This window comes from Halioxenophilus aromaticivorans, from assembly GCF_042850945.1.
In the GTDB taxonomy this organism is placed as follows: domain Bacteria; phylum Pseudomonadota; class Gammaproteobacteria; order Pseudomonadales; family Cellvibrionaceae; genus Halioxenophilus; species Halioxenophilus aromaticivorans.
On the sequence record NZ_AP031496.1, the window covers coordinates 1912362 to 1937262 of the forward strand.

The following is a 24901-nucleotide window of genomic DNA, read 5'->3' on the forward strand; positions in this document are numbered from 1 at the left end:
GCAGTGCTGTATTCGGTATACAACCCCACGGGCTATTCTCGCTCGGGCAGTACGATGTTCAGTTCCAACACCGAACAGTCGTTGTTTTTCTCCAGTTGTACATCGATTTGGTCTTGCTCAATCTCGACGTATTTTCGGATTACCTCAAGCAGTTCCTTTTGCAGCCTAGGAAGGTAATCAGGTTGTGCTCGTTGGCTGCGTTCGTGGGCAACAATAATTTGTAATCGCTCTTTGGCAACCGATGCAGTGTCTTTTTTTGTACTTTTAAAGTAATCAAAAATACTCATCCTTTCCTCCCAAACAGGCGTTGGAAAATGCCCTTACTTTCTAATGCGATAAAACGGTGCTCTTTGTTTTCGCCCACAAGCCTGGCCACGGCGTCGCTGTAGGCTTGGCCGGCAACGGAGTCTTTATCGTGGATTACCGGAATACCCTGGTTAGAGGCTTTAAGCACAGATTCCGACTCCGGTATCACCGCCAATAGCTTGGTGGCCAGGATCTCTTCAACGTCTTCTACGCCGAGCATTTCACCCCGGGCAACGCGCTCTGGGCTATACCGAGTGAGCACTAAAAATTCTTCAACTCGCTCGCCCTCTTCAGCTTTGCGCGATTTGCTTTGCAAAATACCCAGGATGCGGTCGGAGTCTCGTACCGATGAAACTTCAGGGTTGGCCACCACAATCGCGATATCAGCGAAGTAGAGTGCCATAAATGCACCGTGTTCAATACCCGCTGGTGAGTCGCATATGATGTATTCAAAGCCGTCATTGGCAAGCTCGTTAAGCACGCGTTCAACGCCGTTTTTGCTTAGGGCGTCTTTGTCTCGCGTTTGTGAGGCCGGTAAAATGTAGAGGTTTTCAACCCGCTTATCTTTGATCAGCGCTTGGTGAAGTTGCGCTTCGTTGTTTATAACGTTGACAAAATCGTACACCACACGGCGTTCGCAATTCATGATGATATCAAGGTTGCGCAAGCCGATATCAAAATCGATTACCGCCGTTTTGTGCCCACGCATTGCCAACCCGCTGCTGATTGCAGCACTGGTTGTGGTTTTACCAACGCCGCCTTTACCGGAAGTAACAACAATTATCTTGGCCAAAATTCAGTTCCTTTTGGTTGGGCTCACTGTGGGAGCCGTTAAATTTGTGTCTCAGGAATCAGGGCAGTGCCTAACTCAATTCTTGGATTTTTAATGATTGATCACCTGTGCGGCTAATTTGCACCGCTTTTTTCCACCACTTACCGCGTAAGTCTTCTGAGATCTGAAAATCACCGGCTATGGAAATCAGCTCAGCTTCTAGGCTATGGCAAAAGATGCGCGCGTTTTCATCGCCCTGTACACCAGCGAGGGCTCTGCCGCGCAGGGGGCCATAAACGTGGATGTTGCCATCCGCTAGGATTTCCGCACCGGCAGACACCGCCGCCAACACAATTAGATCGCCACCCTTGCTGTAGACCTGCTGGCCGGAACGTATGGGCCGGGTGATTACGCGGTTGGGGTTGCTGGGTGGGATGATTGCATCGGTGAGCATTGGCACAGCATCAGCGTCTGATTCGGCAGGTTCGGGCTCAGGCTCAGGGGATACCTTTGGTTCAGCGGCAACAGGCTCTGGGCTGGTGTTGATTTCTTCGAGTTTGGTGGCTTTGTTTTTGCCCTCGGGCATAAGGGCAAGGCCGCAGGCCAGCGCCTCTTGTTGCAGCGATTTTTTACCACCGCGCATAACCACTGGGATAAGTCCGTAATGACGGCTAACTTCAATGAGTTCGGCCAGAGGCATATCGCCAGTGCATTGCTCATCGAAGCTGAGAATCACAGCCGTTTGCTGGAAAAAGGCCGGCGCTTGGGCCACTTTTTCTTTTAGGTCTTGTTCAAAAATTACACGATCCAGGCGCAAAACTTCTACTAACGTTAAAGGAAATAGCCCAGCTTTAAGGCGAAAACTCGCGCTTTGCTGGGCAGACGAGGATTCGGTTTGTTGGTCGGTTGCCATTATGTCGTGTGCGTCTCTATTGCGCTTTTAAAACGGGCTTTTATAGCTTTTTAATCAACCTCGTTCAAGCAGGATTTCGGCCCGGAGCCCCAAATTGTGATACTCGCAGTATATCGGTTTGACAGTGCGGGGGCTAAGGGAATTGCTTGGCTCGTTGGCTTTTCTTTTTTTTAAGAAGGGGTGTATAAAAATTAGGCGGAATTTTACTGTGCTCCACTCAGTGACCCACCGTAAATGTCGCTTTGATTTTTATTTTAATTACTTGGGAAGAGTTAGAAGACAACAAACAAGTCGCGGCCGCTCGACTGGTTAGCACCTGCCACGCTGGGTGTCGCAGGTGCTGTTGCTATTGTTGTTGCTATTGTTGTTGCTATCGTTGTTGCTATGGCCGGCAGGTTAGTCGTCTTGCTTGGGCAGCGCCTGCTGCTTAAATTTGGCAATCACCGACCAGGCCTCCAGCATCACCAAAACGCTAACAATTAGCACAATAGCGTCGAGAAAAACCAGCAGGTAATTTTCCGCGAGGAAGTACTCTTTTAATTTGATGATGCCGGCGAAAAAGGCCATTACCAGCACAAAGGACATGGGAATCAGGGTGTAAATAGCTGGGCGGTGCATTTTGATGAGCATTACCGAAATCACCAGCAGCGTTAAACTGGCCAGAATTTGGTTGGTAGAGCCAAACAGTGGCCAAATGATCATACCGCCACTGCCGGATGAGCCACCCGCACCAAACGCCAATAACAAACAGCAGCCAACGGCGATAAACGTCGCCAGGGTGCCATTTTTGAGCGCTGACAAATTGTAGATATCGCCCCATTCTTGGATGATGTAGCGCTGTAGACGAACACCGGAATCCATGGTGGTGCCCGCAAAGAGCACTACCATCACCGCCAAAATGGTGGAGGAAAAGTCCACGGAAAGGCCCCAACCGTTTTCAATCAGTTTAGCTCCGCCGGTGATAAATGCCGCAACACTGCCATCACCTAAATGGCTGTACACCTCGTGCCATTCCTCGGGCGTTGCCGCCAGGGCGACACCACTAACAGCAACAATCGTAATTAATGCCAAGGAGCCTTCACCCACCGCGCCTAAGTAGCCAACAAAGCGGGCATCGGTCTCTTTGTTGAGCTGTTTAGAGCTGGTACCGGAGGCGACAATGCCGTGGAAGCCAGAAACCGCGCCACAGGCAATGGTGACAAACAGCAGGGGGATAATGGAGGGCGTATCCAGTGCCTGCTGGGTGTTAAAGGCGGGGGCGGTGATGTCTGGCATGGATAGGAACACCGCACCGTAGAGCAAAAACAGGCCCACCAGTAACTGCATGCCATTGATAAAGTCGCGCGGTTGAAGCAGCATCCACACCGGTAACAATGAGGCAATGGCGGCGTAGACAAATAGGATGACGATCCAGTTTGCGTTGGCGGTAAGACCGAATAGGGAGTCTGGTAAGCTGATGGGCAGGTAGCTGCCGGCGTAGACCGAGGCATAGAGCACGATAATGCCGACAATACACAGCGGCACTAGGCTAAAGTTTCTGCGCAACAGCTGGCCGATGATTAGGGCAACCACAATGGCTGTCCACGCCGGGAAAACCGCGTTGGGTTGGCTGACGAAGGATTTGGCGATAACCACACCAAAAACCGCGTTAACCATCAGCAGCACGAGAAAGATGACAATCATGAACAAGCTGCGAGTTCGGCTGCCGATAACATCCTCGGACAGCGCCCCCATGGACTTACCCTTGTACCGGTTACTAGCCCACAGCGCCCCCATATCATGCACGCCGGCAAAGAATATGGTGCCGAACACCACCCACAAAACCGCCGGCACCCAGCCCCAATATACAGCAATGGCGGGCCCTACGATGGGCGCTGCCCCAGCCACGGATGTAAAGTGGTGGCCCCACAGCACCACTTTATTGGTGGGCACATAGTCCACGCCATCGGTGAATTCGTGCGCCGGGGTAGTGAAGTTTTCATCAAGGCGAAAAATTTTACTGGCGATGAAGCGAGAATAGACAAACCAACCGAACAGCATCCCGATGATGCCCATGATAACGATGGCGATAGATTGCATGATTTAACCCTGTTCTTATAGTGGTTGTTCAGCTCGGTGCGAACCGCGGGCACGTGGCCATTGGATACTATTGAATAAAGACGAGCGTAAGGGTCAACAGCTCATCGAATAAAAGGGAAACACAGAAGTAGTGCAACAATCAACTTCATCTTTTGCTTCGTCCAAATCGATGCTAGTGGATTGCTTAATTGAATAACGCAAGCCGTTGGATAGGCGCACAATAAAAACACTCTGTGTTATTTCAAACCTGCCCAATGCAAACGTGCTGCTTTAGGCGAGAGAGAAATATTTAAAATGTGACCGAGCCTGGCGTTAGGAGTTCAATAACCGCTGGGTGTGCGCGAGTTTAGCTATGACAGCGAGAGGTTTATTCTAGGGTATTATCAACCGTGAGATAAACCATGGTCTGGTTCAGTAGTTGATAGGCTATTTCGCCAAAGGTCATAGGCCCTTTAATGGCAATGTCTTTGTTTTCCAGCTCGCAGTAAACGTAGTTCAAGATGCAGTTGCAGGAAAACTGAATACTGTCGGTATTGGCCGGTAACTGCTGTTGGAATTGGCTTTGGTAGTCGTCCAAAGGCCGGGCAAAACGATAGTCAACGCCGTCAAATACCGGGGCGTAGAAAGTCACCGTGGATTCGCCCACTTCTCTGATGCTTATATTGACCAACATACCGCAGTAATCGGCCACCAAAGGCAAGCGAATATCAATATTGTTTTGCTGTATGTACTCAGCCAAGTTCACCGTCTTGTCGTTATCCACACTGCACTGACTGGCATGGAATCCCGCCTGTGGGAACTGAAAAACTGGCCCGTCACCCTGGGTGAATAGATTGGTGGTGTTAATCTCTGCGCTGTAATCCGGGGGCAGTTCTACGTGCATCACCACCGCTTGGCGTTGGCTGCTTTCGCCAATATCGCCGTTGGCGACGCTGGGCAGTTGCTTGCCCAAGTGGTCTAAATGCACACCGCTTACCCAGCCGAGAATAGGCTTCATGTACATGTCTTCGTAATTTGGTGCGTTGCGGGCGTACTCTTCGTGTACGCTACTGCCGGCCGGAATAATAACGATGGAAAACCCGTTTTCGGGGGCGTCTTTGGCGATGTTTTGAATTTCTTGTGCGCTATAAAACGCGATTTTGGGCACACCCAAAAAATGTTTAATTTCGGTAATAAGTAACTGTTCTGAGTTGGTTTCTCCGCCACGCTGAGCCATAAAATAAGGAATACTACCGGCAATCCACACGCCTTTAGGTAGTTGTTCCAGCAAATGCCCGGCGCCGGCTATACACAGGCAATGGCCTTGCAGTATTAATTGCTGAGCGCGTTCAACGCTGACTAGCGTACCTCCAGGAGGGAAATTCAAAGGCTCCACGTTAAATCCTTAAGCGTAGTGAAATTTTAGGCAATGGCTTTTAAGTGTTGAATTTCACCGCTCAATTTTTGGCGATGCTTAACAAAGTAACGCCGCACTTCGTTGAGTTTAACTTGGCGGCCTTCTTTTTCGTCAATATTTACCAGCTGACCACGAATTTTGGCGATGAGAAGCTTCAGTGCCAGGGGTTTGATGTGCACATCTAGAACGCCAGCGGCAATTTTTTCCCACACCTGGTCATCAATGGTCGGTAGGCCATCATCCGCTTGCGCGTGAAGGAGTGGAGTGGGGCTGCCAGCTTTGCTGTTTTTAACTTCAACCTTTTTTCCGCCCAGCGTTAAGCGGCCTTCATCCAGGGCGCGTTTAATGGGCCAGATGTCACTCAGTTGTAACTCCAGTAAAGAGCAAACCGCGCTGTAGCTGGTGCCTTCACTCAACATTTTAACCACTTGCTTGGCCATGGCTCGTGTTAAATTCAATCCCGGCTGGCCCAGCCACTGAACATTTTTTTGCTGAATATCGTCGTTGCGGTGGGCGTGGATAAACACGTGGTGCTGAAACATATTTAAATGTCGCCAGGAAATCCAGTTTTGTTGTGAAAAGGCTTTGCTGGCAGCCCTGAGTAAACCGCTGTTGGATTGTTGCCCCAACCACACATCCACACGCCGCCCCTTGGCATCAACTCGGACTTTTTCTACGGACCAGGGTGGGTGAACGCCGAGTGCACTCTTGCACAGGTCGATATCTTTCATGGTTACACCTTAATTATTATTGGTTTTGGGCGCTCAATCGGTGGTATTGCAATCCGTGCGTTGGCGCTTTTATCACCCTAGCATAGTAATTTTTTGGGGGCAGTGAGTTAGCGCTGTTTTAAGACTAAAGAGGGAGGGGTACTCGGCTGGTAGTACCAAATACAGAAGCTACTGCCTGCAACGGTAGGGCATGCGCGGGCCGGCGTTATGAGACTAGGTGTGCTGCTTGTTTTTAGGTTTAGGGTTACTAGGTTTGGAGTCGCTAGGTTTGGAGATGCTAGGTTTATAATTACTAGGCTTAAAGATGCTAGGTTTAGAACAGCAGAGCATCGCCGCTGGGATGCTCTGCCGGCGGCGTAAGTTTACTCCGCCCAGTCTTTCAGCTTGCTGGTCTTACCAATACCGGGGTTAAAGCTGTTGGTTGGGTCTAACTTTTTGTAAAACTCGCGCAGTGGCGGCTTGGCTGCGTATTCGTGGCCGACATTGTGCTCGGCTGGGTATTCGGCGCCACGCTGGTCGAAGGTTGCCAGGATTTGCTGTTTTAGCAGCTTGGCGTCTACACCTTTTTTAACGATGTAATTTTGGTGCATTACGTGGCAAAACAAATGGCCGTAATACCATTTGTTAGCGATCTTATCGTCGATTTCGGGGGGCAGTGTTTCAAACCAATCGCGTTCATTACGCGGGAATGCAACGTCGATGGTCATCATGGCGCCGTTTTTGCGGCCATTCATAATGTGGCTGCGGCCAATGGCTCCACCGGTGACAAAACGATGCAAAAGGGCTTGCGCGCCTTCTTTTTCGGTACATTCAAAGTAGCCGCCTTCGTTATTGGCAAATAACGTATCCAAATACTGGCGGGTTTCTTCCACGCCGTCATCTTCGGTTTCTAAAATCCAATGATGCTGGTAGGTGTCGCGGAATTGTTCCATGCGCTTGGGCAGGTGGTTAGGCAACAATGCGCTGGCGTATTGCATCAAACGGTCTGACATTTTCTTTGGCAAAAAGGATATCTTGTCGGCGATACGATCCACCGTGCGCTTTAGCGAAAATAATTTGGGGATGGTGTTGGGGCCAAATTTATCGATAACAAAAAACATATCCTTGCCGTACTGCTTGCTGACGTCATAGCAATCACGGTGCAGGTATTCGCCGGAGGCCGGTAGGTTTTTAAATTGCGACAGGATATCGCGCCGAATGATGGCGAAGGTACTGGCTTCATTGGCGCCGACGTAGAAAATCTGTTTCTTTTTAGCGATGGGATAGGTGTCGATACGCACGGCGAATACCGCAACTTTACCGGCACAGCCCGAGGCCTCGTACAATCGGCGGCTGTCGGCATTAAAACGCGATGGGGTATCTGCGTCGACGTCGCGTACACGGGTTTGGTATTCGTGGTCGGAGGCTTTTTTATCTGGGAAGTGGACGTCCTGAGTGCTGTAGTTTTGTTGCTGCAGGTTGGTAAGAATTTGCTCCGGAGTGGTACCCAGATCAATGCCCAAATTATTCACTAAAGACAGCTCGCCGTTAGCATCCATTTGGGCGTAGAGCGACAATTCGGTGTAGGCCGGGCCACGGCGCACCAGTGCTCCACCGGAGTTGTTGCAGATGCCGCCAACAATGGATGCGCCAATGCAAGAGGAGCCAATGACCGAATGTGGCTCTCGGCCGTGGGGCGCCAGGGTTTCTTCGAGGCCAAATAACGTGCTGCCGGCCAAGCCGATGATCTGTTTGGCGTCGTCAATGAGTTGAATCTGATCAATACGCATCGTGCTGATGATGACCAGGGGGCGGTCGTAGTCTTTACCATCCGGGGTAGAGCCGCCGGTTAAACCGGTATTTGCGGCTTGCATAATAACCGCCACATCGGCTGCGAAACAGGCCGTTAACGCCTGCCAAATTTCCAATAAAGTACCCGCACGCACCACTGCCAGCGCCTCACCGGAGCCAAACCTGAAGCCATTGGTGTAAGCTTGCATTTTGCCCTTGTCGGTGAATACATAGTTTCGCCCGGCAATGGAGACTAGGGTGTCGATTAGTTGGTTTTGTTCAGGTGTTAAGGCCATGCAACTCTCGTCATATACAGCTAATGGGGGCAGGCAGGCTACGCACTGGGCGGCAAACGCTGCGCAGGAGCGCGACTTTACCGGAAACTGGGTTTTCGGGAAAGGATTGGTTAAAAAGTGCGCGCTTGTGGCCCGCTTATGGGCCTGGTTTTGCCTCTGGGTGAGAGAGTACGAATATCTAATAAGGATGCTTTTGTGAGTAACGATTTTGATTTTGCCGTTATCGGTGGCGGTATCGTTGGTTTGGCGACCGCCCGCCAGTTGCAACAATGTCACGCCAATGCGCGTATCGTATTGGTGGAAAAAGAAAGCGAGCTGGCTCGGCATCAAACCGGTCGCAACAGTGGTGTGATACACGCGGGTGTTTACTACGCACCGGGCAGCTTAAAAGCCGATTTCTGCCGCCGGGGGGCTCAGGCCACCAAGGATTTCTGTCAGCGCGAAGGCATTGCCGTGGAGCTGTGCGGCAAGTTGCTGGTGGCTACCAACGAGCTAGAGCAGCAGCGCATGTCGGCTTTACTCACTCGCTGTGCCGAAAATGGTATTGAAGTGCAGCCGTTGAGTGCCCAGGAGTTACGCCAGCGCGAACCCCACATTGCTGGTGTGGGTGCGATTTGGGTTCCGAGCACGGGTATTGTGGATTACCGCCTGATTTGCCAGCGTTTGGCACAGCAGTTTGTTACCGCTGGGGGCGAGTTGCGTACCCATTGGCCGGTACAAAAGCTCAGTGAAACCGGCACTAGCGTGGTGTTAGCCGGGCCAAAAGGTGAGGTGCAGGCCAGTTATTTAATCGCCTGTGCCGGCCTCCAGGCCGACCGCATCGCCAGTGCCATGGGCGCACGCCTGGATGGCGACTCACAGCGAGAATTTCGTATTGTGCCTTTTCGCGGGGAATACTACCGGTTGCCAGCCGGGCGGGCGGGGCTTATCAACCATTTAATTTATCCCATTCCAGACCCGGAACTACCATTTTTGGGCGTGCATTTAACTAAAACCATTGATGGCGGCATTACCGTGGGGCCCAACGCTGTGTTGGGTTTTAAACGCGAGGGCTACGGCCAACTCAATATAAGTGCCAAGGACTGCAAGGACATTTTAAATTTTGCCGGCACCTGGCCACTGATAAAGCAGCATTGGTCAAGTGGTTGGCAGGAGTTTAAAGATTCTTGGTTTAAGCGAGGGTATTTAAACCGGGTGCAAAAGTACTGCCCCGAGTTAACACTAAACGATTTAATGCCAGAGCCGGTGGGGATTCGGGCGCAAGCAGTGTTGGACGATGGTTCACTAGTGCACGACTTTTTATTCGCCAGAACCAAACGCAGTTTGCATGTGTGCAATGCGCCATCGCCGGCGGCGACCTCTGCCTTTCCAATAGCTGAGTATTTGGTTGATCAGTTAGCCCAGCAGATCGAAGCTTAGATTAGGAGTGGGTTTTGGCTTATGGCGTTGTCACGGTGCTGCTTGCCATATCAGAAGTGGCTAGGGCTTGCAGCGGTTGTAAGCCACAGCCCTTTAAAATAACGTGGCTGACCATATTGGTGATGTGCTCTATGTCCTCTCGCTCGTATTCAGCGCGGTTCATCAGCGTTAGTACTTGGGTTTCAAAGTCGGCGTAGTGCTGAGTGGTTGCCCATATCATAAAAATTAGGTGCACCGGGTCGATTGGGTCCATTTTTCCGGCAGCAATCCATTCATCGAAAACACGCGTTTTAGAGCGTACCCACTGCCGCATATCCATGCGTATATATTCACGAATATGCGGCGCGCCCTGGATGATTTCCATGGCAAACAACTTAGAGGCGCGGGGGTGAGTGTAGGATAATTCTACCTTGGTGCGAATAAATTCGTGCAGCACCTCAGCGGGGTCGTCATCGGCGGAGATATCCGATAAAACCTCATTCCACAACTGCGTGATGTATTCCAACACGGCCTTGTAGAGGTTGTTTTTGTTTTTGAAATAATAGTGGATATTGGCTTTGGGCAAGCCCGCGCGGTTGGCGATCGCCTGCACGCTGGTGCCTTTGAATCCATTGAGCACAAACTCTTGCTCTGCCGCTTTCAGGATAACTTCCTCGTTGCGTTCGCGTATTTTTCCTGGTTTGTACTTTTTCACGTGCGTTTCCTTCTCGTTCAAAACACGAGTTGGCGTAGGCTTATACTTGCCAGAGTTGAGACACTCACTTACCAATTCGATTCAAGTCAGTCTGTCATTACTTTAAGTCAAAAACATAACGGGCGACAAAAATTGCCGCCAAAACGTAGGTTATTTTACTGACCTCACGGTATTTTCCGGTGCCCAATTTAATTCCCACGTAAACGATAAAGCCCAGGGCGATACCTTCGGAAATGCTGAAGGTTAGCGGCATGGCCATCAGTGCCACCACCGCCGTGGCCATGGACGCAAGATCGTCAAAGTCGATTTGGCGGAACGAGTCCATCATCAAAATACCCACCATCACCAGGGCGGGGGTGGTGGCCATCATGGGAATGACTTCCATCAGCGGTGTTAAGAACAACGCTAAAATAAAACACAGAGCCACGACGACTCCGGTGAGGCCGGTACGGCCACCGGCAGAAATACCCGCGGCGGATTCGACGTAGGAGGTTACCGGCGAGGTGCCCAAGGCTGCGCCAGCCACACTGGCGGCGGCGTCGGCGGTCATGGCGCCGCCCATCTTTGGCAGTTTGCCGTTGTTGTCGAGTAGGCCGGCGCGGCGGGATACGCCCAGTAGCGTGCCGATGGTGTCAAACATGTTGACGAAGACCATGGCAAACACGATATCCCAGGTGTCCGCAAAATGCTTGAACGGGTACATTAAATCCATGGCCATAAAGGTATCGCCGATACCGTTGGGCAGACCCACCACGGCATCGGGCACCTTGGTGAGCATGCCGTCGTTGGTGGGAATAAAGAAACCGATAACCGTAATCACCAGGACCGACAAAACAATCCCGGCGTTAACTCGCAATATCAGCAGTACCGCGGTAAAAATAATGCCGGCTAAGGCGAGCAGCGCAGATGGCTGGGATAAATCGCCTAGGGTAACCAGTGTGGCTGGGTTATCTGCCACTAGGCCCGCGTTCTGCAAACCAATAAACGCGATGAACAATCCAATACCGCACTGCACGCCGACCTTAAGCGCGTGGGGAATGGCCTCGGCAATTTTGGTTCTTACACCGGTAACGGAAAGCAATAAAAATAATATGCCATTCCAAAACACCAGCCCCAGCGCGCCTTGCCAGGGAATCTCTCGGGTTAGGCACACAGTAAAAGCGAAAAATGCGTTTAAACCCATACCCGGTGCCAGTGCAATAGGGTAGTTGGTAAATAGCGCCATCAACAGTGTGCCAAAACTGGCGGCCAATGCTGTTACTGTGATTAAGCCCGCGGTGGGCATACCGCTGGCACCCAGGATGCCTGGGTTAACAATAAGCACATAGGACATAGCGGCGAAGGTGGTTAAGCCGGCGATGACTTCGGCTTTCACGCTGGTTTTGTGTTCTTGCAGTTTAAAAAATGAATCCAGCATGGCTGTCCTTAACTCGTTAAAAGGTGGCCTTAGTGGCACTAATGAAGTGAATAGATGATTGCTGTGCCTACAAATGCAAAACGAAGCAATGCTTGTTTTCCCCATAGAGCGTTTCAGCGCGGTGCAGCACTCAGTGCGGGTATTTGCATAACGCGGTAATTTCTGCCTCAATTGAGCAACCACCTAGGCTACTCCGGCGTTGACGCAACAACCCACCCTGTAAACAGTTTAACGCGGGCCGCAATTGGCTGCTGGTCAAAAGCTGACCAAATCAACAGATATTTTTGCAATTTTTTAGCCAAAAATACAACACCTTGTAATCAGTGATCTTGATTCTTAACTCAGCTGGCTAAAAACTTGTCTAATTGGTCAGGGGATTGCATTATGCAGGCCATGGCCGAAGCCCAATTTGGGCACAGTCCGATAATCTCGACTTAAATCTGCCTTGTGGCTACTGCATACTGTTGGTGGCCCCTGGTTATGCCCACATAGATCATAAGGAAAGCACTGCTTGATACACTTTTGCCTCAACGGAACCTGGCGCTCTGAATCTCAGGTTGAGCCATCCATGACCATTCTGCGCTACCTGCGCACTAACGTGGGGCAGATGGGTACCAAAGAGGGTTGTGCATCCGGTGACTGCGGCGCTTGCACCGTAATGCTGGGTGAGTATCTCGACGGGGAATGGCGATATCGGGCCATTAATAGTTGCATCACTCTGCTGGCCAGCGCCCATGGGCGCCATCTGGTTACCGTGGAGGGGTTAGCCGATCAGAGTGATCCTCACCACTTGCACCCAGTGCAGCAGGCTATGGTGGATGTGCATGCTTCACAATGCGGTTTTTGCACGCCTGGGTTTGTGATGTCGCTGGCAGTGGCCGGTGATCAAAACCCGCAAGCAGAGCTTACCGAGGCCCAGGTTATCGATGCGATTTCAGGGAATTTGTGCCGTTGTACCGGTTACCGCCCCATCGTTGACGCCGGTCTGCTGAGCCACAGTTACCCTAGCAATCAAGCCCAATACCAAAGCGCAGCCCCGCCGGCGCAGGGTCTAGCCCAGGCGTCTCTCACAAAGCAGCAGCAGTTTTGCCACCTACCTACCAACGAGCAACAGCTACAAGACTTACTGGCACAAAATCCCATGGCAAGAATCATCGCCGGCGGCACCGATCTCATGCTGGAGCAAACGCAAAACTTTAAATCGTTACCGCAATTGGTGGGAATTTCGCAGGTTGCTGGTTTGAATTCAATTAGCCAGAGCGAGGGGCGGGTCACAGTAGGGTGTGCGGTGACCTATGCCCAGCTCGAAACTCAATTAAAAGATTCCTTCCCGGCCTTTGTGGATCTATTGCACCGCTTAGGTTCTCGGCAAATCCGCAACCAAGCCACCTTGGTGGGTAACATTGCCAATGCGTCTCCCATCGGTGATACGCCGCCGTTTTTATTAACGTTAAATGCCGAGCTCGTGTTGGCCAGTACCCAGGCTCAGCGGCGCGTAGCCTTGGCGGATTTTTTTGTCGATTACAAACAAACACTGCTGCAGCCCGGCGAATATATTCGCCAGGTAGAGTTTGACCTACCCACAGCCGACTTTGTGCGCGCCTATAAAATCAGTAAACGTTACGAAGATGATATATCGGCGGTGCTTTTAGTGGTGCGTTGGCACATTGCTGATGGCAAATTTAGCGCAGTGAAAATCGCCTATGGGGGCATGGCGGCCATTCCTAAACGGGCTCTGGCAGCAGAGCAAGCCATGCTTGGTCAGCCGGCCTGTGAACAAACAGTACTGGCTGCGGCTCAATGTGTAGCGCAGGAATTTACGCCACTAAGCGATGTGCGCGCCTCAGCCGATTACCGCTTACAGGTGGCGAAAAATTGTCTGCATAAAGCCTGGCTGGAGAGCCAAGCGCAAGCGGTTAGCGTGTGGCAGCCCGCTGCAACCCGGCGAACCCAACAAGTGTTTGGGGGGCAAAATGCGTAACGTTAAACCCTATGACCCATTACCAACCCAGCGAATTGCCAAGGCCAACACCAGTGACCTGGGCAAACCTGGCATCCACGAAAGCGCCGTTAAACACGTTACTGGCAAAGCCCAGTACGTAGACGATATTCCCGAATTACCGGGCACACTGCACATGGCCGCCGGCGGTAGCGCCCATGCCTATGCCAAAATACTTAAGGTTGATTTAACGGCGGTATTGGCCTGCCCCGGTGTGGTGGCAGCGTACACCCATCAGGATATCCCAGGAGAAATCGACGTTGCCCCGGTGTTTACCGGCGATCCGCTACTGGCTGTGGACGAAACCCAATTTGTGGGCCAACCCCTATTTTTGGTGGTGGCCGAAACCTACGAGCAGGCGCAGGCAGCGGTGGCTCTGGCAAACATCGATTACCAACCACTCACGCCCAACATTCGATTGCAGCAGGGCCTGGATTCTGGCCACAGTGTGGTGCCCCAGCACGTTATGCAACGCGGCGATTATGGCCCAGCCATCGCTAATGCCGAACAACGGCTGCAAGGCGAAGGTTACATCGGTGGCCAGGAGCACTTTTACTTGGAAGGCCAAATCAGTATGGCCTGGCCCACGGAGGACGGCGGCGTTCATATTCATACCTCCAGCCAGCACCCCACCGAAGTGCAAAAGTTGGTGGCCGAGGTGCTGCATATCGGCAGCCACCTAGTTACCGCAGAAGTGCGCCGCATGGGCGGCGGATTTGGTGGCAAAGAATCTCAAGCGGCGGTGTTGGCGTGTTCCGCAGCTCTGGCCGCCAATGATTTACAGCGGCCTGTGAAATATCGCATGCCGCGCCGCGCTGATATGGAGCGCACCGGCAAACGACACGATTTTGGTTTTCAATACGATGTCGGTTTTACCTCCCAGGGCGATATCCTAGGCATTGATTTAACATTGGCAGGCTTGTGCGGTTGCTCGGCGGATTTATCCCAGGGCATTGTGGACCGGGCCATGTTTCATGCCGATAACGGTTACAGCTTAAATGCCGCCAAGGTTACCGGCTTGGCGCCACGAACCCATACGGTATCGAATACGGCATTCCGAGGCTTCGGTGGCCCCAAGGGTATGTTGGCCATTGAAACTGTAATGGAAAATATCGCCCGCGCCACAGGCCAAGACCCGCTCGCCGTACGCAAGCGCAATTTATATCGCCCGGGCGCAGACACCACGCACTACGGCCAAAAAGTAGAGCAGTTGGTGCTTACCGATATCGTCAGCCGGTTAGAAACCAGCAGCGATTATTGGCAGCGTAGGGAAGCGGTGGCGGCGTTTAATCAGCACAACCCGTATTTAAAAAAGGGCTTGGCACTAACGCCGGTTAAATTCGGAATTTCGTTTACCTCCAAACACTTAAACCAAGCCAGCGCCTTGGTTCATGTGTATACCGACGGCACTATTTTGGTTAACCACGGTGGTACCGAAATGGGGCAGGGCCTGTACACCAAAGTGGCGCAAATAGTGGCCAGCGTTTTTGGTGTGAGCAGCCAGCGGGTGCAAGTGACGGCCACCCGCACCGATAAAGTCGCCAACTCTTCACCCACGGCGGCGTCATCCGGCACCGATCTTAATGGTTTTGCCGCGCTCAATGCCTGTGAAGAAATCAAACACAATTTAGTGCAGTGGGCCTGTGACTGCTACGGTATAGAAGCCTCTAAAATTGTATTTAGTAACGATACCGTCACCCTGGGCGAGGAGTCCTTAGCTTTTGCCGAGTTATGCCGCTTAGCCTACATGAGCCGGGTGCCGCTGATGGCCCACGGCTTTTACAAAACCCCCAAAATTCATTACGACCGCGCTACTGGCCAGGGTCAGCCCTTCTTCTATTTTGCCAATGGTGCTGCCTGCAGTGAGGTGCTGATCGACTGCTTAACCGGCGAATACAAAGTGCTGAGGGCTGATATTTTGCACGACGTGGGCCGCTCGCTTAACCCGGCCATCGACATCGGCCAGGTGGAAGGTGGGTTTATTCAGGGGATGGGCTGGCTGACCAGCGAAGAATTACTGTGGGATGACCGCGGCCGAGTTATTTCCAACAGCCCAGCCAATTACAAAATCCCCACGGCCTTTGATGTGCCGGCAGAGTTTAACGTCGCACTGTACGAAAGCGCCAATCCGGAGAGCACGGTTTTAAACTCTAAGGCGGTGGGCGAGCCGCCACTTATGCTGGCATTGTCGGTATGGGCTGCATTGTCCGATGCCTGCGCCGCTGTGGCCGAGTACCGCTGCTGTCCGCGTTTGGATGCACCGGCCACGGCGGAGAAAGTTCTCGCTGCCGTTGGCGCAGCGCAACAGTTTTTACAGGAGCAAAATCATGAATAAGCCCTGGTATATGGCCGTGGCGAACTGCCATGAAATCGGCGAAGCCTATGTACTGGTGACGGTGCTGGGCACCTCGGGTTCCACTCCGCGTGAGCCCGGTGCCAAAATGGTGGTCACCGCCGAGCACTGCTACGACACGATAGGCGGCGGCCAATTGGAGTATCTGGTTACGCAGGCTGCTCGCCAGCGGCTGCAAGATGGTGAAGTGGGCGTTGATATGCGGCCGTTTCCCTTAGCCGCCGAAGCTAAGCAGTGTTGTGGTGGCCACGTGAGCGTGATGCTGGAAGCCTTTGCGCCTGCCGATTGGCGCTTGGCGGTGTTCGGTGCCGGCCACGTTGCCCAGCAGTTGATTCCCATTTTGGCGCGTATGCCGGCAAAAATTCTGTGGTTGGACAACCGGTTTGATTTCGCCCTAGATCGATCGTTAATTCCTGAAGGCAGTAATGTCGAATTGGGCTATTTCGAAGACCCAGTGGATACTATTTTAGAGCTGCCGGCGGCCACCGAAGTGATTATCCTCACCCACGATCACGCCCTGGATTTTGAATTGTGTAAAGTGGCGTTGGAGCGACCGGATATTCCTTTTGTGGGTTGCATTGGTTCCAACACCAAGGCCAAGCGGTTTGAGCAACGCCTGCTTAAAACTGGGTTAAACGAAAGTGATTTGCAGCGTTGGGTGTGCCCCATTGGCCTGCCGGAAGTACCGGGCAAACTGCCCATCGAAGTGGCGGTTTCCATCAGTGCACAGCTGGTGGCTCGGCGACAACTGCACAGCCAACATCGGCACGACCGACGCGGACTGGCCTGGCGTGAGCTCAAGGATGCATTGGCCAGTGAACCTGAAAATTCCAGCCGCAAAACTCAGTTAGATAACGACCAAGAGGTGCGCTAGTTGTGTCTAACGCCTCAGCGGAAAATACAACCCTAACGCTTGCACAATTAAACGCCCTAACGGGGGAGCAAGCCTGCGCGTTTTTCCTCTCGATTTGCCATTGCCAGCGATGGGCACAAGATATGGACAGCGCTCGGCCCTATGCAACGGTGCCTAGCCTATTAGGTGCCGCCGCGGATTACTGGCAAAACCCCACGGAGGAAGAAATCCTAGAGTCTTTCACAGGCCATGCCCGCATTGGGGATTTATCGGCCATGGAAAAAAAATACAGTGCCGCCGCCAAAGAGCAAGGCCAAGTGGCCAGTGCCAGTAGGGCGGTTATAGAGCAGTTATTTGAAGACAATAACCGCTACTTCGAAAAGAACGGTTTTATTTTTGTGGTGTGTGCCTCCGGTAAGTCCGCTCGTGAAATGCTCGGTCTGCTGCAACAGCGATTAAGCAATTCTCGTGGCCAAGAGCTGGCCACCGGCGCGGCGGAGCAAGCCAAAATTTCTGAGCTGCGGTTATCCCAACGCGTGATTTAAAACCCCTAGGAATACTATGAACGCTTTAGCCCGTGCGCCGATAACGACGCATATATTAGACACCGAGCGCGGCAAGCCAGCGGTTGGCGTTAGTGTTGAATTGTCGCAATTACATCAAGGCAGTTGGACGGTGGTTAATCAGGGCCAAACCAACAGCGATGGCCGAGTGGAGCAATGGCAACAACCGCTCACGCTAGCCACGGGCATGTACCAATTGGTGTTTGCCACCGATGCTTATTTTAAACAACTGGGCGTGGCCAGTTTTTATCCCGAGGTAAACATTCGCTTTTACGTTGCTAAGCCCCAGGAACATTACCATGTGCCGCTGTTGCTATCGGCCCACGGTTATTCCACCTATCGCGGTACCTAACCTTAATGAATTCTTCAGCAACAACATTCACCGCTTACCGCAGCAGTATTTTGCACTTCACCGAGTCACCCAATGCCCAGGGCGAAGGTGTTGAGTATTTTCAAGACGGCGTATTAATTTTGGCCGATGGCAAAGTGCACCAGCTCGGCAACAGTCAAGACTTACTGCCCCAGGTGGCAGACCTCGGCGCGAGTTTAGTGGAATTCCCAGATTCGCTGATTATGCCGGGTTTTATCGATAGCCACGTGCACTACCCACAGGTAGACGTGATAGGGTGCTTTGGCGAGCAATTACTGGATTGGCTGAATAACTATACTTTCCCCGCGGAAATGCGCTTTGCCCAGCGCGAATACGCGGATGCCGCGGCGGCGTTGTTTTTACAGCAATTGTTGGCCGGGGGCACAACCACCGCCATGGTGTATTGCACGGTGCATCCACAATCCGTGGAGGCCTTTTTTACCGCGTCGCAAGCACTCAACACCTGCATGATAGCCGGCAAGGTATTAATGGATCGTAACGCTCCCCAAGCGTTGCAAGATACCGCGCAATCCGGTTATGAACAAAGCCAACAGCTCATCGATGGTTGGCATAATCAGGGCCGACAAAAATACGTTGTTACGCCCCGGTTTGCACCCACATCCACGCCGGAACAAATGCGCCTAGCCGGTAAGCTGCTGGCAGATAACCCGGGTGTTTACATGCAAACGCATCTATCTGAGAACACGGCGGAGTTGGCCTGGGTGCGGGATTTATTTCCCGATAACAAACACTACTTGGACGTTTACGATAAATTTGGCCTGCTGGGGCCCACCAGTGTGTTTGGCCACGGTATTCACCTCAGCGAAGAGGAGTGGCAGCGGCTTGCCGATACTGGCTCGGGCATCGCTTTTTGCCCAACCTCCAACTTATTTTTGGGCAGCGGCTTGTTCGATTTAGCCACGGCCAGGCAGCACGGTGTCAGCGTTAGTTTGGCCACGGATGTTGGCGCCGGCACCAGCCTATGCCAACTGGTGACCCTAAACGAAGCCTATAAAGTGGCCCAGCTGCGCGGTTTAGCATTGCATCCCTACGAGGCCTTTTATTGGTTAACCCTCGGCAATGCAAAGGCTCTAATGTTGGACGACACTATTGGCAACTTTGAGGCAGGCAAAACCGCCGACTTTATTGTGCTCAATAGCAGTTCAGTACCGCTGGTGGATTATCGAGTTCAGCAATGCAAAACGCTGTGGGAAAAACTGTTTGTCATGATGACCCTGGGCGACGATCGATTAATTCAGCACACCTACATCGCCGGGCAGCAAGCCTATAGCGCTTAGCGTCAGCGAGCGCTGCAACATTTTACTGATTATGATTTACCACAAGGGCCAGCCGTGAGCGCGTATATTTTAGATTGGATTAGTTTGATATTTCGTTGGCTGCACGTATTGGCCGCCATCGCTTGGATTGGCTCGTCATTAAAATACGTGTGGATCGATAACAATTTGCGTAAGCCGCCCCAGTGGAAGGCCGATAAAGGCATTAAAGGTGATGTTTGGGTCATCCACGGCGGCGGTATTTACGAGCTGCAAAAATATCAGGTGGCGCCAGCGCAAATGCCGCAAACCTTGCACTGGGTTAAATGGGAATCCTACACCACGTGGCTAACCGGGTTTTTACTGATTTCCGTGGTGTACTACAGCCAGACCAGCAGTTATTTATTGGCCGGCGATGGGCTCATCAATAGCCCCGGCTTGGCCGTTGCCGCTGGCATCGCGTTTTTATTGGCAAATTTGGCCGCCTATGAGGGGCTTATCCGCACCCCGCTGGTTAACAAAGGGCCGGTGTTTGCAGTCACCATGGCGGTGTTTTTGTTAGTCTCCAGCTACATCGCCTTTGCGTTGTTTGCGCCACGGGCTGCGGCGTTACACGTGGGGGCGGCCATTGGCACCATCATGAGTGGCAACGTGTTCTTTGGCATAGTGCCGGCGCAAAAAGCCTTTGTTAAAGCCATAGAGGCGGGCCAGCCTCCGCCGGAGGCCAAAGCCGCCTTTGCCAAGCTGCGCTCTACCCACAACAACTATTTAACTCTACCGGTGATCATGTTGATGATCTCCAACCACTACCCAATTCTGTACAGCCATCCCTGGGGGTGGTTGTTGGTGATCGCGGTGGCTTTAATCAGTGCCTACGCTCGGCACTTTTTTAATTTGCGCAACCAGGGCATCACCAAACCCAGCATTTTGGTGGTGTCTGTTGTGTGTTTGATAGCCGTGGTGGTCGCCGCTCAAATGACGGCCTTTAAACCGGTTGCATCCGCCAAAGGCGACTTGCGGGTGAGCGATGCCGATGCCATGGCCATTGTGGCGGAGCACTGCATGGGTTGCCATGCGGCACAGCCCACCAGTCCTGGCTTTCTGGCGCCGCCGGCCGGGGTGATATTGGAAACACCCAAGCAAACCAAGGCCTGGCAAGAGCGCATCATGGCGGTGGCGGTGCAAAGCCAATACATGCCCCTGGGTAATCTCACCGGTATGACCGAGCAACAACGTCACGCTCTGGGAGTATGGCTGCAACAGTAAGGTTTCAAGCCCTGCATTTGTCACACAGCTGGGCTAGAATGCGCTGCTAAAAAGATCGACCCTAAGAGAGCGAGCGCCTGATGGAAACCTTACCCCTGACGAAATTTACCGTCGAAGTCATGGCATTTATTGCCATTCTGTTTGTTGTTGTGGTTGGGGTGAGCATATTGGTGGTGTGCTATATGTACATTGTCGATGTGCGCCAACGCAGCCACACCATACGTCGCAACTATCCGGTGATTGGCCGGTTCCGGTACTTTTTTGAGCACTTGGGCGAGTTCTTTCGCCAGTATTTCTTTGCCTTGGACCGCGAAGAGCTGCCGTTTAACCGGGCCCAGCGCAGTTGGGTCTATCGCGCTGCTAAAAATATCGACGGTACCGTAGCCTTCGGTTCTACCCGGCCTTTGAATCAGCCCGGCGATGTAATTTTCCTCAATGGTTTATTCCCAACACTGTCTGAGGATCATGTTAAACCCAAGCATGTGGTGATTGGTGAAGGCTACGCAGAAAAGCCGTTTTCCGCTAAATCGTTTTTCAATGTTTCCGGTATGAGCTACGGTGCACTGGGTGCGCCAGCGGTGCGTGCACTGTCCTTTGGGGCGGCCAAGGCCGGCATTTGGTTAAACACAGGCGAGGGCGGGTTATCAAAATTCCACCTCGAGGGTAACTGTGATTTGGTGTTTCAGATCGGAACCGCCAAATACGGTGTGCAAGACAGCCAAGGGCGTTTAAACCAAGACAAGCTGCTAAAAATTGCCGCCCACGATCAAGTTAAAATGTTTGAAATCAAACTCAGCCAGGGGGCTAAGCCGGGCAAAGGGGGCATGCTGCCGGGTAAAAAGGTTACCGCCGAGATCGCGCGCACCCGGGATATTCCCGAAGGCCAGGACTCCAACAGCCCCAACGGCCACGTTGATATTCGCAGCTTGGACGATTTGCTTACCATGGTGCATCGCATTCGTACCTTAACCGGGAAGCCAACCGGCTTTAAACTGGTGTTGGGCAGTGCCGGTTGGTTGGATGAAATGGCTTCTCTTATTGAGCAAAAAGGCCTTGAGTATGCGCCGGACTTTATTACCTTAGACAGCGCCGATGGCGGCACCGGAGCCGCGCCGCAAAGTTTAATGGATTACATGGGCCTGCCCATTGATGCCAGCCTTCCCAAAGTGGCGGATAAGCTCACGCAGTACAACTTAAAACCGCGTATCAAACTGATAGTGTCTGGTAAGTTGGTCAACCCGGGTAAAGTAGCCTGGGCCTTGGCCATGGGCGCCGATTATGTGGTGTCCGCGCGGGGTTTTCTGTTCTCCCTGGGGTGTATTCAAGCCCTTCAATGCAACAAAAACACTTGCCCAACCGGGATAACCACCCACGATGAAGACCTACAGCAAGGCCTGGATGTTGAGAATAAATCGGAACGCGTAATGCATTACGCCAAAAACCTTACTAAAGAGGTGGGTGTTATTGCGCACTCCTGTGGTGCTGATGACCCAAGGATGCTCAATCGGGATCATGTACAAATAATCAACGAAACAGGCATGCCTGAGCCTGTAACCGACCTGTACCCCAACATTATTGCCCGGTCGCAGACGAATTAACTGGCAGAGTGTTTACCTTTGGCCCGGTTTGTGGATGATTGAACAAACCGGTCTAGGAAAGAGTCATAAACCGTACACAAAGCTTCGCTTGGGGTTGAAACTTGCTAGCTTGCCCCAACGTGTAGTGCAACAACCAAAAAATTATACACCTGTGATTAACCAAACTGATAAGGAACGAGACAATGGCTTTCGAACTGCCCCCTTTGCCCTACGCTAAAGACGCACTGGCCCCTCATATCTCTGAAGAAACCCTGGATTTCCACTACGGCAAGCACCACCAAACCTACGTAACTAAGTTGAATGGCTTGGTAGAAGGCACCGAGAACGCCTCTAAGAGCCTGGAAGAAATCATCAAAACCTCCTCTGGTGGCATGTTTAACAACGCTGCTCAGATTTGGAACCACACCTTCTACTGGCACTGCCTAAGCCCTAACGGTGGTGGCGAGCCTACTGGTGCACTGGCCGACGCCATCAACGCCAAGTGGGACTCTTTCGCAAACTTCAAAGAAGTATTCAGCACCGAAGCCGCCAACAACTTTGGTTCTGGCTGGACTTGGTTGGTGAAAAAATCCGACGGTAGCCTGGATATTTTAAACACCAGCAACGCTGGTTGCCCGCTGACCAACGAAGACGTAACCGCTTTGTTGACCGTTGACGTGTGGGAGCATGCCTACTACATCGATTACCGTAACTCTCGTCCAAACTACATGGAAGCCTTCTGGAAATTGGTAAACTGGGAATTCGTTGCCAAGAACCTAGGTTAATCCCAGTTAAAAATGGCCGCATCTGCGGCCTTTTTTTGTCTGTCATTTCTTCTTAAGAACATCTTTAGCTCATTTCTGGCAACCATTCCCGCCTGCTTTCTAGCTAGTTCTCGCTCTGTTTTCTGCATGCTGCCCAGGCATAGTTGCCCACCTACCCGGGCGGCAGGGGTAAACTATTCTGCCAACCATAGCTCGTCGCCGCCTAATTCAGCACTGGCAGTAACGCCGGTAAAGTATGTGTGGCTGCGGGGCAGTAAATTGGCTAAATAAAACGCGCAGGTTGTTGTTTTGCGGGTATAAAAGCTATCCCCACTGTGTTCGTCGCACACTGCTTTGGCCTTACGGTGGCTGGTCGCCATTAGGCAGCCGGCGAGGGTGGACGCATACAGCATCATAAAATCAAACGCCACGGCGGGGCTCGCTTTGGGGTTAGACAGCACCCAGGCCAAGGCATCCTCACACTGGCTTAGCGCCGTCTGCAACTGCGGCCATTGGCTGCAATCGCCAGCCAACTGCTGCATTTCCGCCAGCAGTTGTTGCACGCCGCTGCCGCCATCGCGCAAACACTTGCGGCCAATAAAATCCAAGGCCTGAATCCCGTTAGTGCCTTCGTAGATGGGGAAAATACGGCAATCTCGCAGGTGTTGGGCGGCGCCAGTTTCCTCCACAAAGCCCATGCCGCCGTGCACTTGAACCCCAAGTGAGGTGGATTCCATGGCCACTTCAGTGCACCAGGCTTTTACCAGCGGCGTGGTTACATCCAGTAGGGTTTGCTGGCCGCGGTCTTGGCAGGCGATGGCGTAAAATGACAGCGCGCGGCTGGCTTCGGTCAGTGCGCGCATGGTCAGCAGCATTCGTTTTACGTCCGGATGGGCGATGATGGCGGCCGGCTTGCCGTCCACGCTGCCTTGCACCCGATCCTTAGCGTAGCCCAACGCTTGTTGATAGGCTCGCTCAGCCACAGCAACACCTTGGTGGCCCACGGCCAACCGGGCCTGGTTCATCATGGCAAACATGTACATCAGGCCTTTGTTTTCCTCGCCGACCAAGTAGCCCACGGCACCGCCGTTATCGCCGTACTGCATAACGCAGGTGGGGCTGGCGTGGATGCCCAGCTTATGCTCCGTGGAGACCGTTTGCACATCGTTGCGCTGGCCGGGGTTGCCATCGGCATCCAGCAAGTATTTGGGCACAATAAACATAGAGATGCCTTTGGTGCCTTCTGGTGCATCCGGCGTGCGTGCCAGTACTAGGTGAATGATGTTTTCGGACAGTTCCTGGTCACCCCAGGTGATGTAAATTTTTTGACCACTAATAAGATAGTGGTCGCCGTTGCGCACAGCCTTGGTTTTAACGTTACCCAGATCGCTGCCGGCATTGCCTTCGGTGAGGTTCATGGTGCCAGACCACTGCCCAGTCACCAAATTGCCCAAGTAGGTTTGCTTTTGCTCGTCGCTGCCATATAAATCCAGGGCGTGTATCACGCCTTGGGTGAGCAAACTCAGCAAGCTGTAGGCAACGTTACTGGATTGCAGCATTTCATTTACGGTAAGGCCCACAAGGTTGGGGAAGCCAGAACCGCCGTATTGGGTTTTACTGGCCAAAGTCAGCCAGCCGGATTCCACCAGCTGAGGGTGTAGGGCATTTATCACATCGGGCACCGTGACCGTGCCGTTTTCAACATGGCTACCCTGTTGGTCGCTGGGGTGGTTGCTGGGGGCGATCTCTTGCTCAAAGAACTTGGCCGCCTCGGGTAATAGCTCAGCCACCATCTCCAAACTGGCATCTTCAAAACCCGGTTGTTGGGCGATGTCAGAATAATTACAAATATGTTCCAGTAGGAATAAAAACTCTTTTTCTGGCGCGCGATATATTGTCATAGGATGACCCCGAAAGACGTAGGTTATAACTGTTATTTTAAGTTGGAGATCTCTGGGTGCTGTGATCTATCTCAAACCCAGTAATTATAGATTTGTACCAGCCTTTACAGTTCCTGCTGTTAGTTTAATTTCTAATTACGCAAAATAGGTAAAAACGAATCACTACAGGATTAAAAACATTCACTATT

The 24901-nt window shown here is 52.3% G+C and carries 20 protein-coding genes; 10 read left to right on the forward strand and 10 right to left on the reverse strand.

Features of this window, described 5'->3' with window-relative positions:
* Positions 1 to 32 precede the first annotated feature (32 nt).
* The 7 genes from minE to dld form a co-directional block, all read right to left on the reverse strand.
* Positions 33 to 287, reverse strand: coding sequence for a cell division topological specificity factor MinE (minE, locus tag ACGHM3_RS08290; protein ID WP_345418102.1), 255 nt, complete (start codon positions 285 to 287; stop codon positions 33 to 35).
* Positions 284 to 1099, reverse strand: coding sequence for a septum site-determining protein MinD (gene minD / locus ACGHM3_RS08295; RefSeq protein ID WP_345418105.1), 816 nt, complete (start codon positions 1097 to 1099; stop codon positions 284 to 286). Before minD ends, minE begins: the two co-directional genes overlap by 4 nt.
* A gap of 70 nt (positions 1100 to 1169) precedes the next feature.
* The gene (minC, locus tag ACGHM3_RS08300) at positions 1170 to 1991 is read right to left on the reverse strand and encodes a septum site-determining protein MinC (RefSeq protein ID WP_345418108.1); all 822 of its coding nucleotides are present in this window, start codon (positions 1989 to 1991) and stop codon (positions 1170 to 1172) included.
* Between the two features lie 396 nt (positions 1992 to 2387).
* Positions 2388 to 4070 carry a carbon starvation protein A gene (locus ACGHM3_RS08305; RefSeq protein WP_345418111.1) on the reverse strand — a complete coding sequence of 561 codons (1683 nt, stop codon included), beginning with the start codon at positions 4068 to 4070 and terminating at the stop codon, positions 2388 to 2390.
* A gap of 367 nt (positions 4071 to 4437) precedes the next feature.
* Positions 4438 to 5445 (reverse strand): DUF6976 family protein, encoded by a 1008-nt coding sequence (locus ACGHM3_RS08310; RefSeq protein ID WP_345418114.1) that lies wholly within the window; start codon positions 5443 to 5445, stop codon positions 4438 to 4440.
* A 26-nt stretch (positions 5446 to 5471) separates the two neighbouring features.
* On the reverse strand, positions 5472 to 6197 hold the full coding sequence (locus ACGHM3_RS08315) for a hypothetical protein (protein WP_345418117.1): 726 nt from the start codon (positions 6195 to 6197) through the stop codon (positions 5472 to 5474).
* A gap of 362 nt (positions 6198 to 6559) precedes the next feature.
* A complete protein-coding gene (gene dld, locus ACGHM3_RS08320) occupies positions 6560 to 8263 on the reverse strand; it encodes a D-lactate dehydrogenase (RefSeq protein ID WP_345418120.1) in 1704 nt (567 codons plus the stop codon).
* A 195-nt stretch (positions 8264 to 8458) separates the two neighbouring features.
* Between dld and lhgO the strand changes: the two genes are divergently transcribed.
* Positions 8459 to 9682 (forward strand): L-2-hydroxyglutarate oxidase, encoded by a 1224-nt coding sequence (lhgO, locus tag ACGHM3_RS08325; RefSeq protein ID WP_345418123.1) that lies wholly within the window; start codon positions 8459 to 8461, stop codon positions 9680 to 9682.
* Between the two features lie 19 nt (positions 9683 to 9701).
* Here lhgO and ACGHM3_RS08330 read toward each other — a convergent pair whose 3' ends face one another.
* Complete coding sequence (locus tag ACGHM3_RS08330; protein WP_345418125.1) at positions 9702 to 10376, reverse strand: TetR/AcrR family transcriptional regulator; 675 nt, start codon at positions 10374 to 10376, stop codon at positions 9702 to 9704.
* Between the two features lie 97 nt (positions 10377 to 10473).
* Positions 10474 to 11793, reverse strand: coding sequence for an NCS2 family permease (locus ACGHM3_RS08335; protein ID WP_345418128.1), 1320 nt, complete (start codon positions 11791 to 11793; stop codon positions 10474 to 10476).
* Positions 11794 to 12304: 511 nt separating this feature from the next.
* Here ACGHM3_RS08335 and xdhA point away from each other — a divergent pair.
* From xdhA to ACGHM3_RS08380, 9 genes are all read left to right on the forward strand, one after another.
* The gene (gene xdhA / locus ACGHM3_RS08340) at positions 12305 to 13774 is read left to right on the forward strand and encodes a xanthine dehydrogenase small subunit (protein WP_345418131.1); all 1470 of its coding nucleotides are present in this window, start codon (positions 12305 to 12307) and stop codon (positions 13772 to 13774) included.
* Positions 13767 to 16127: a xanthine dehydrogenase molybdopterin binding subunit gene (gene xdhB / locus ACGHM3_RS08345; protein ID WP_345418134.1), complete on the forward strand. Its 2361-nt coding sequence runs from the start codon at positions 13767 to 13769 to the stop codon at positions 16125 to 16127. The genes xdhA and xdhB overlap by 8 nt, the downstream gene beginning before the upstream one ends.
* On the forward strand, positions 16120 to 17019 hold the full coding sequence (xdhC, locus tag ACGHM3_RS08350; RefSeq protein WP_345418136.1) for a xanthine dehydrogenase accessory protein XdhC: 900 nt from the start codon (positions 16120 to 16122) through the stop codon (positions 17017 to 17019). Before xdhB ends, xdhC begins: the two co-directional genes overlap by 8 nt.
* A 2-nt stretch (positions 17020 to 17021) precedes the next feature.
* A complete protein-coding gene (uraD, locus tag ACGHM3_RS08355) occupies positions 17022 to 17543 on the forward strand; it encodes a 2-oxo-4-hydroxy-4-carboxy-5-ureidoimidazoline decarboxylase (protein ID WP_345418140.1) in 522 nt (173 codons plus the stop codon).
* 16 nt (positions 17544 to 17559) lie between these two features.
* A complete protein-coding gene (uraH, locus tag ACGHM3_RS08360) occupies positions 17560 to 17913 on the forward strand; it encodes a hydroxyisourate hydrolase (protein WP_345418142.1) in 354 nt (117 codons plus the stop codon).
* A 5-nt stretch (positions 17914 to 17918) separates the two neighbouring features.
* A complete protein-coding gene (gene guaD, locus ACGHM3_RS08365; protein ID WP_345418144.1) occupies positions 17919 to 19229 on the forward strand; it encodes a guanine deaminase in 1311 nt (436 codons plus the stop codon).
* A gap of 54 nt (positions 19230 to 19283) precedes the next feature.
* The gene (locus ACGHM3_RS08370; RefSeq protein WP_345418147.1) at positions 19284 to 20471 is read left to right on the forward strand and encodes a urate hydroxylase PuuD; all 1188 of its coding nucleotides are present in this window, start codon (positions 19284 to 19286) and stop codon (positions 20469 to 20471) included.
* 80 nt (positions 20472 to 20551) lie between these two features.
* Positions 20552 to 22069 carry an FMN-binding glutamate synthase family protein gene (locus ACGHM3_RS08375; protein ID WP_345418150.1) on the forward strand — a complete coding sequence of 506 codons (1518 nt, stop codon included), beginning with the start codon at positions 20552 to 20554 and terminating at the stop codon, positions 22067 to 22069.
* 182 nt (positions 22070 to 22251) lie between these two features.
* A complete protein-coding gene (locus ACGHM3_RS08380; protein ID WP_345418153.1) occupies positions 22252 to 22833 on the forward strand; it encodes a Fe-Mn family superoxide dismutase in 582 nt (193 codons plus the stop codon).
* 173 nt (positions 22834 to 23006) lie between these two features.
* Here the strand turns inward: ACGHM3_RS08380 and ACGHM3_RS08385 are convergent, their stop codons facing one another.
* Complete coding sequence (locus ACGHM3_RS08385; protein ID WP_345418156.1) at positions 23007 to 24713, reverse strand: acyl-CoA dehydrogenase; 1707 nt, start codon at positions 24711 to 24713, stop codon at positions 23007 to 23009.
* Between the last annotated feature and the right edge of the window lie 188 nt (positions 24714 to 24901).

What these genes read in the sequence shown, in the direction of transcription:
- minE (WP_345418102.1), bottom strand. Translation starts at nt 287, where the DNA reads ATGAGTATTTTTGATTACTTTAAAAGTACAAAAAAAGACACTGCATCG.
- minC (WP_345418108.1), bottom strand. Translation starts at nt 1,991, where the DNA reads ATGGCAACCGACCAACAAACCGAATCCTCGTCTGCCCAGCAAAGCGCG.
- ACGHM3_RS08305 (WP_345418111.1), bottom strand. Translation starts at nt 4,070, where the DNA reads ATGCAATCTATCGCCATCGTTATCATGGGCATCATCGGGATGCTGTTC.
- ACGHM3_RS08315 (WP_345418117.1), bottom strand. Translation starts at nt 6,197, where the DNA reads ATGAAAGATATCGACCTGTGCAAGAGTGCACTCGGCGTTCACCCACCC.
- dld (WP_345418120.1), bottom strand. Translation starts at nt 8,263, where the DNA reads ATGGCCTTAACACCTGAACAAAACCAACTAATCGACACCCTAGTCTCC.
- ACGHM3_RS08335 (WP_345418128.1), bottom strand. Translation starts at nt 11,793, where the DNA reads ATGCTGGATTCATTTTTTAAACTGCAAGAACACAAAACCAGCGTGAAA.
- xdhB (WP_345418134.1), top strand. Translation starts at nt 13,767, where the DNA reads ATGCGTAACGTTAAACCCTATGACCCATTACCAACCCAGCGAATTGCC.
- xdhC (WP_345418136.1), top strand. Translation starts at nt 16,120, where the DNA reads ATGAATAAGCCCTGGTATATGGCCGTGGCGAACTGCCATGAAATCGGC.
- uraH (WP_345418142.1), top strand. Translation starts at nt 17,560, where the DNA reads ATGAACGCTTTAGCCCGTGCGCCGATAACGACGCATATATTAGACACC.
- guaD (WP_345418144.1), top strand. Translation starts at nt 17,919, where the DNA reads ATGAATTCTTCAGCAACAACATTCACCGCTTACCGCAGCAGTATTTTG.
- ACGHM3_RS08375 (WP_345418150.1), top strand. Translation starts at nt 20,552, where the DNA reads ATGGAAACCTTACCCCTGACGAAATTTACCGTCGAAGTCATGGCATTT.
- ACGHM3_RS08380 (WP_345418153.1), top strand. Translation starts at nt 22,252, where the DNA reads ATGGCTTTCGAACTGCCCCCTTTGCCCTACGCTAAAGACGCACTGGCC.
- ACGHM3_RS08385 (WP_345418156.1), bottom strand. Translation starts at nt 24,713, where the DNA reads ATGACAATATATCGCGCGCCAGAAAAAGAGTTTTTATTCCTACTGGAA.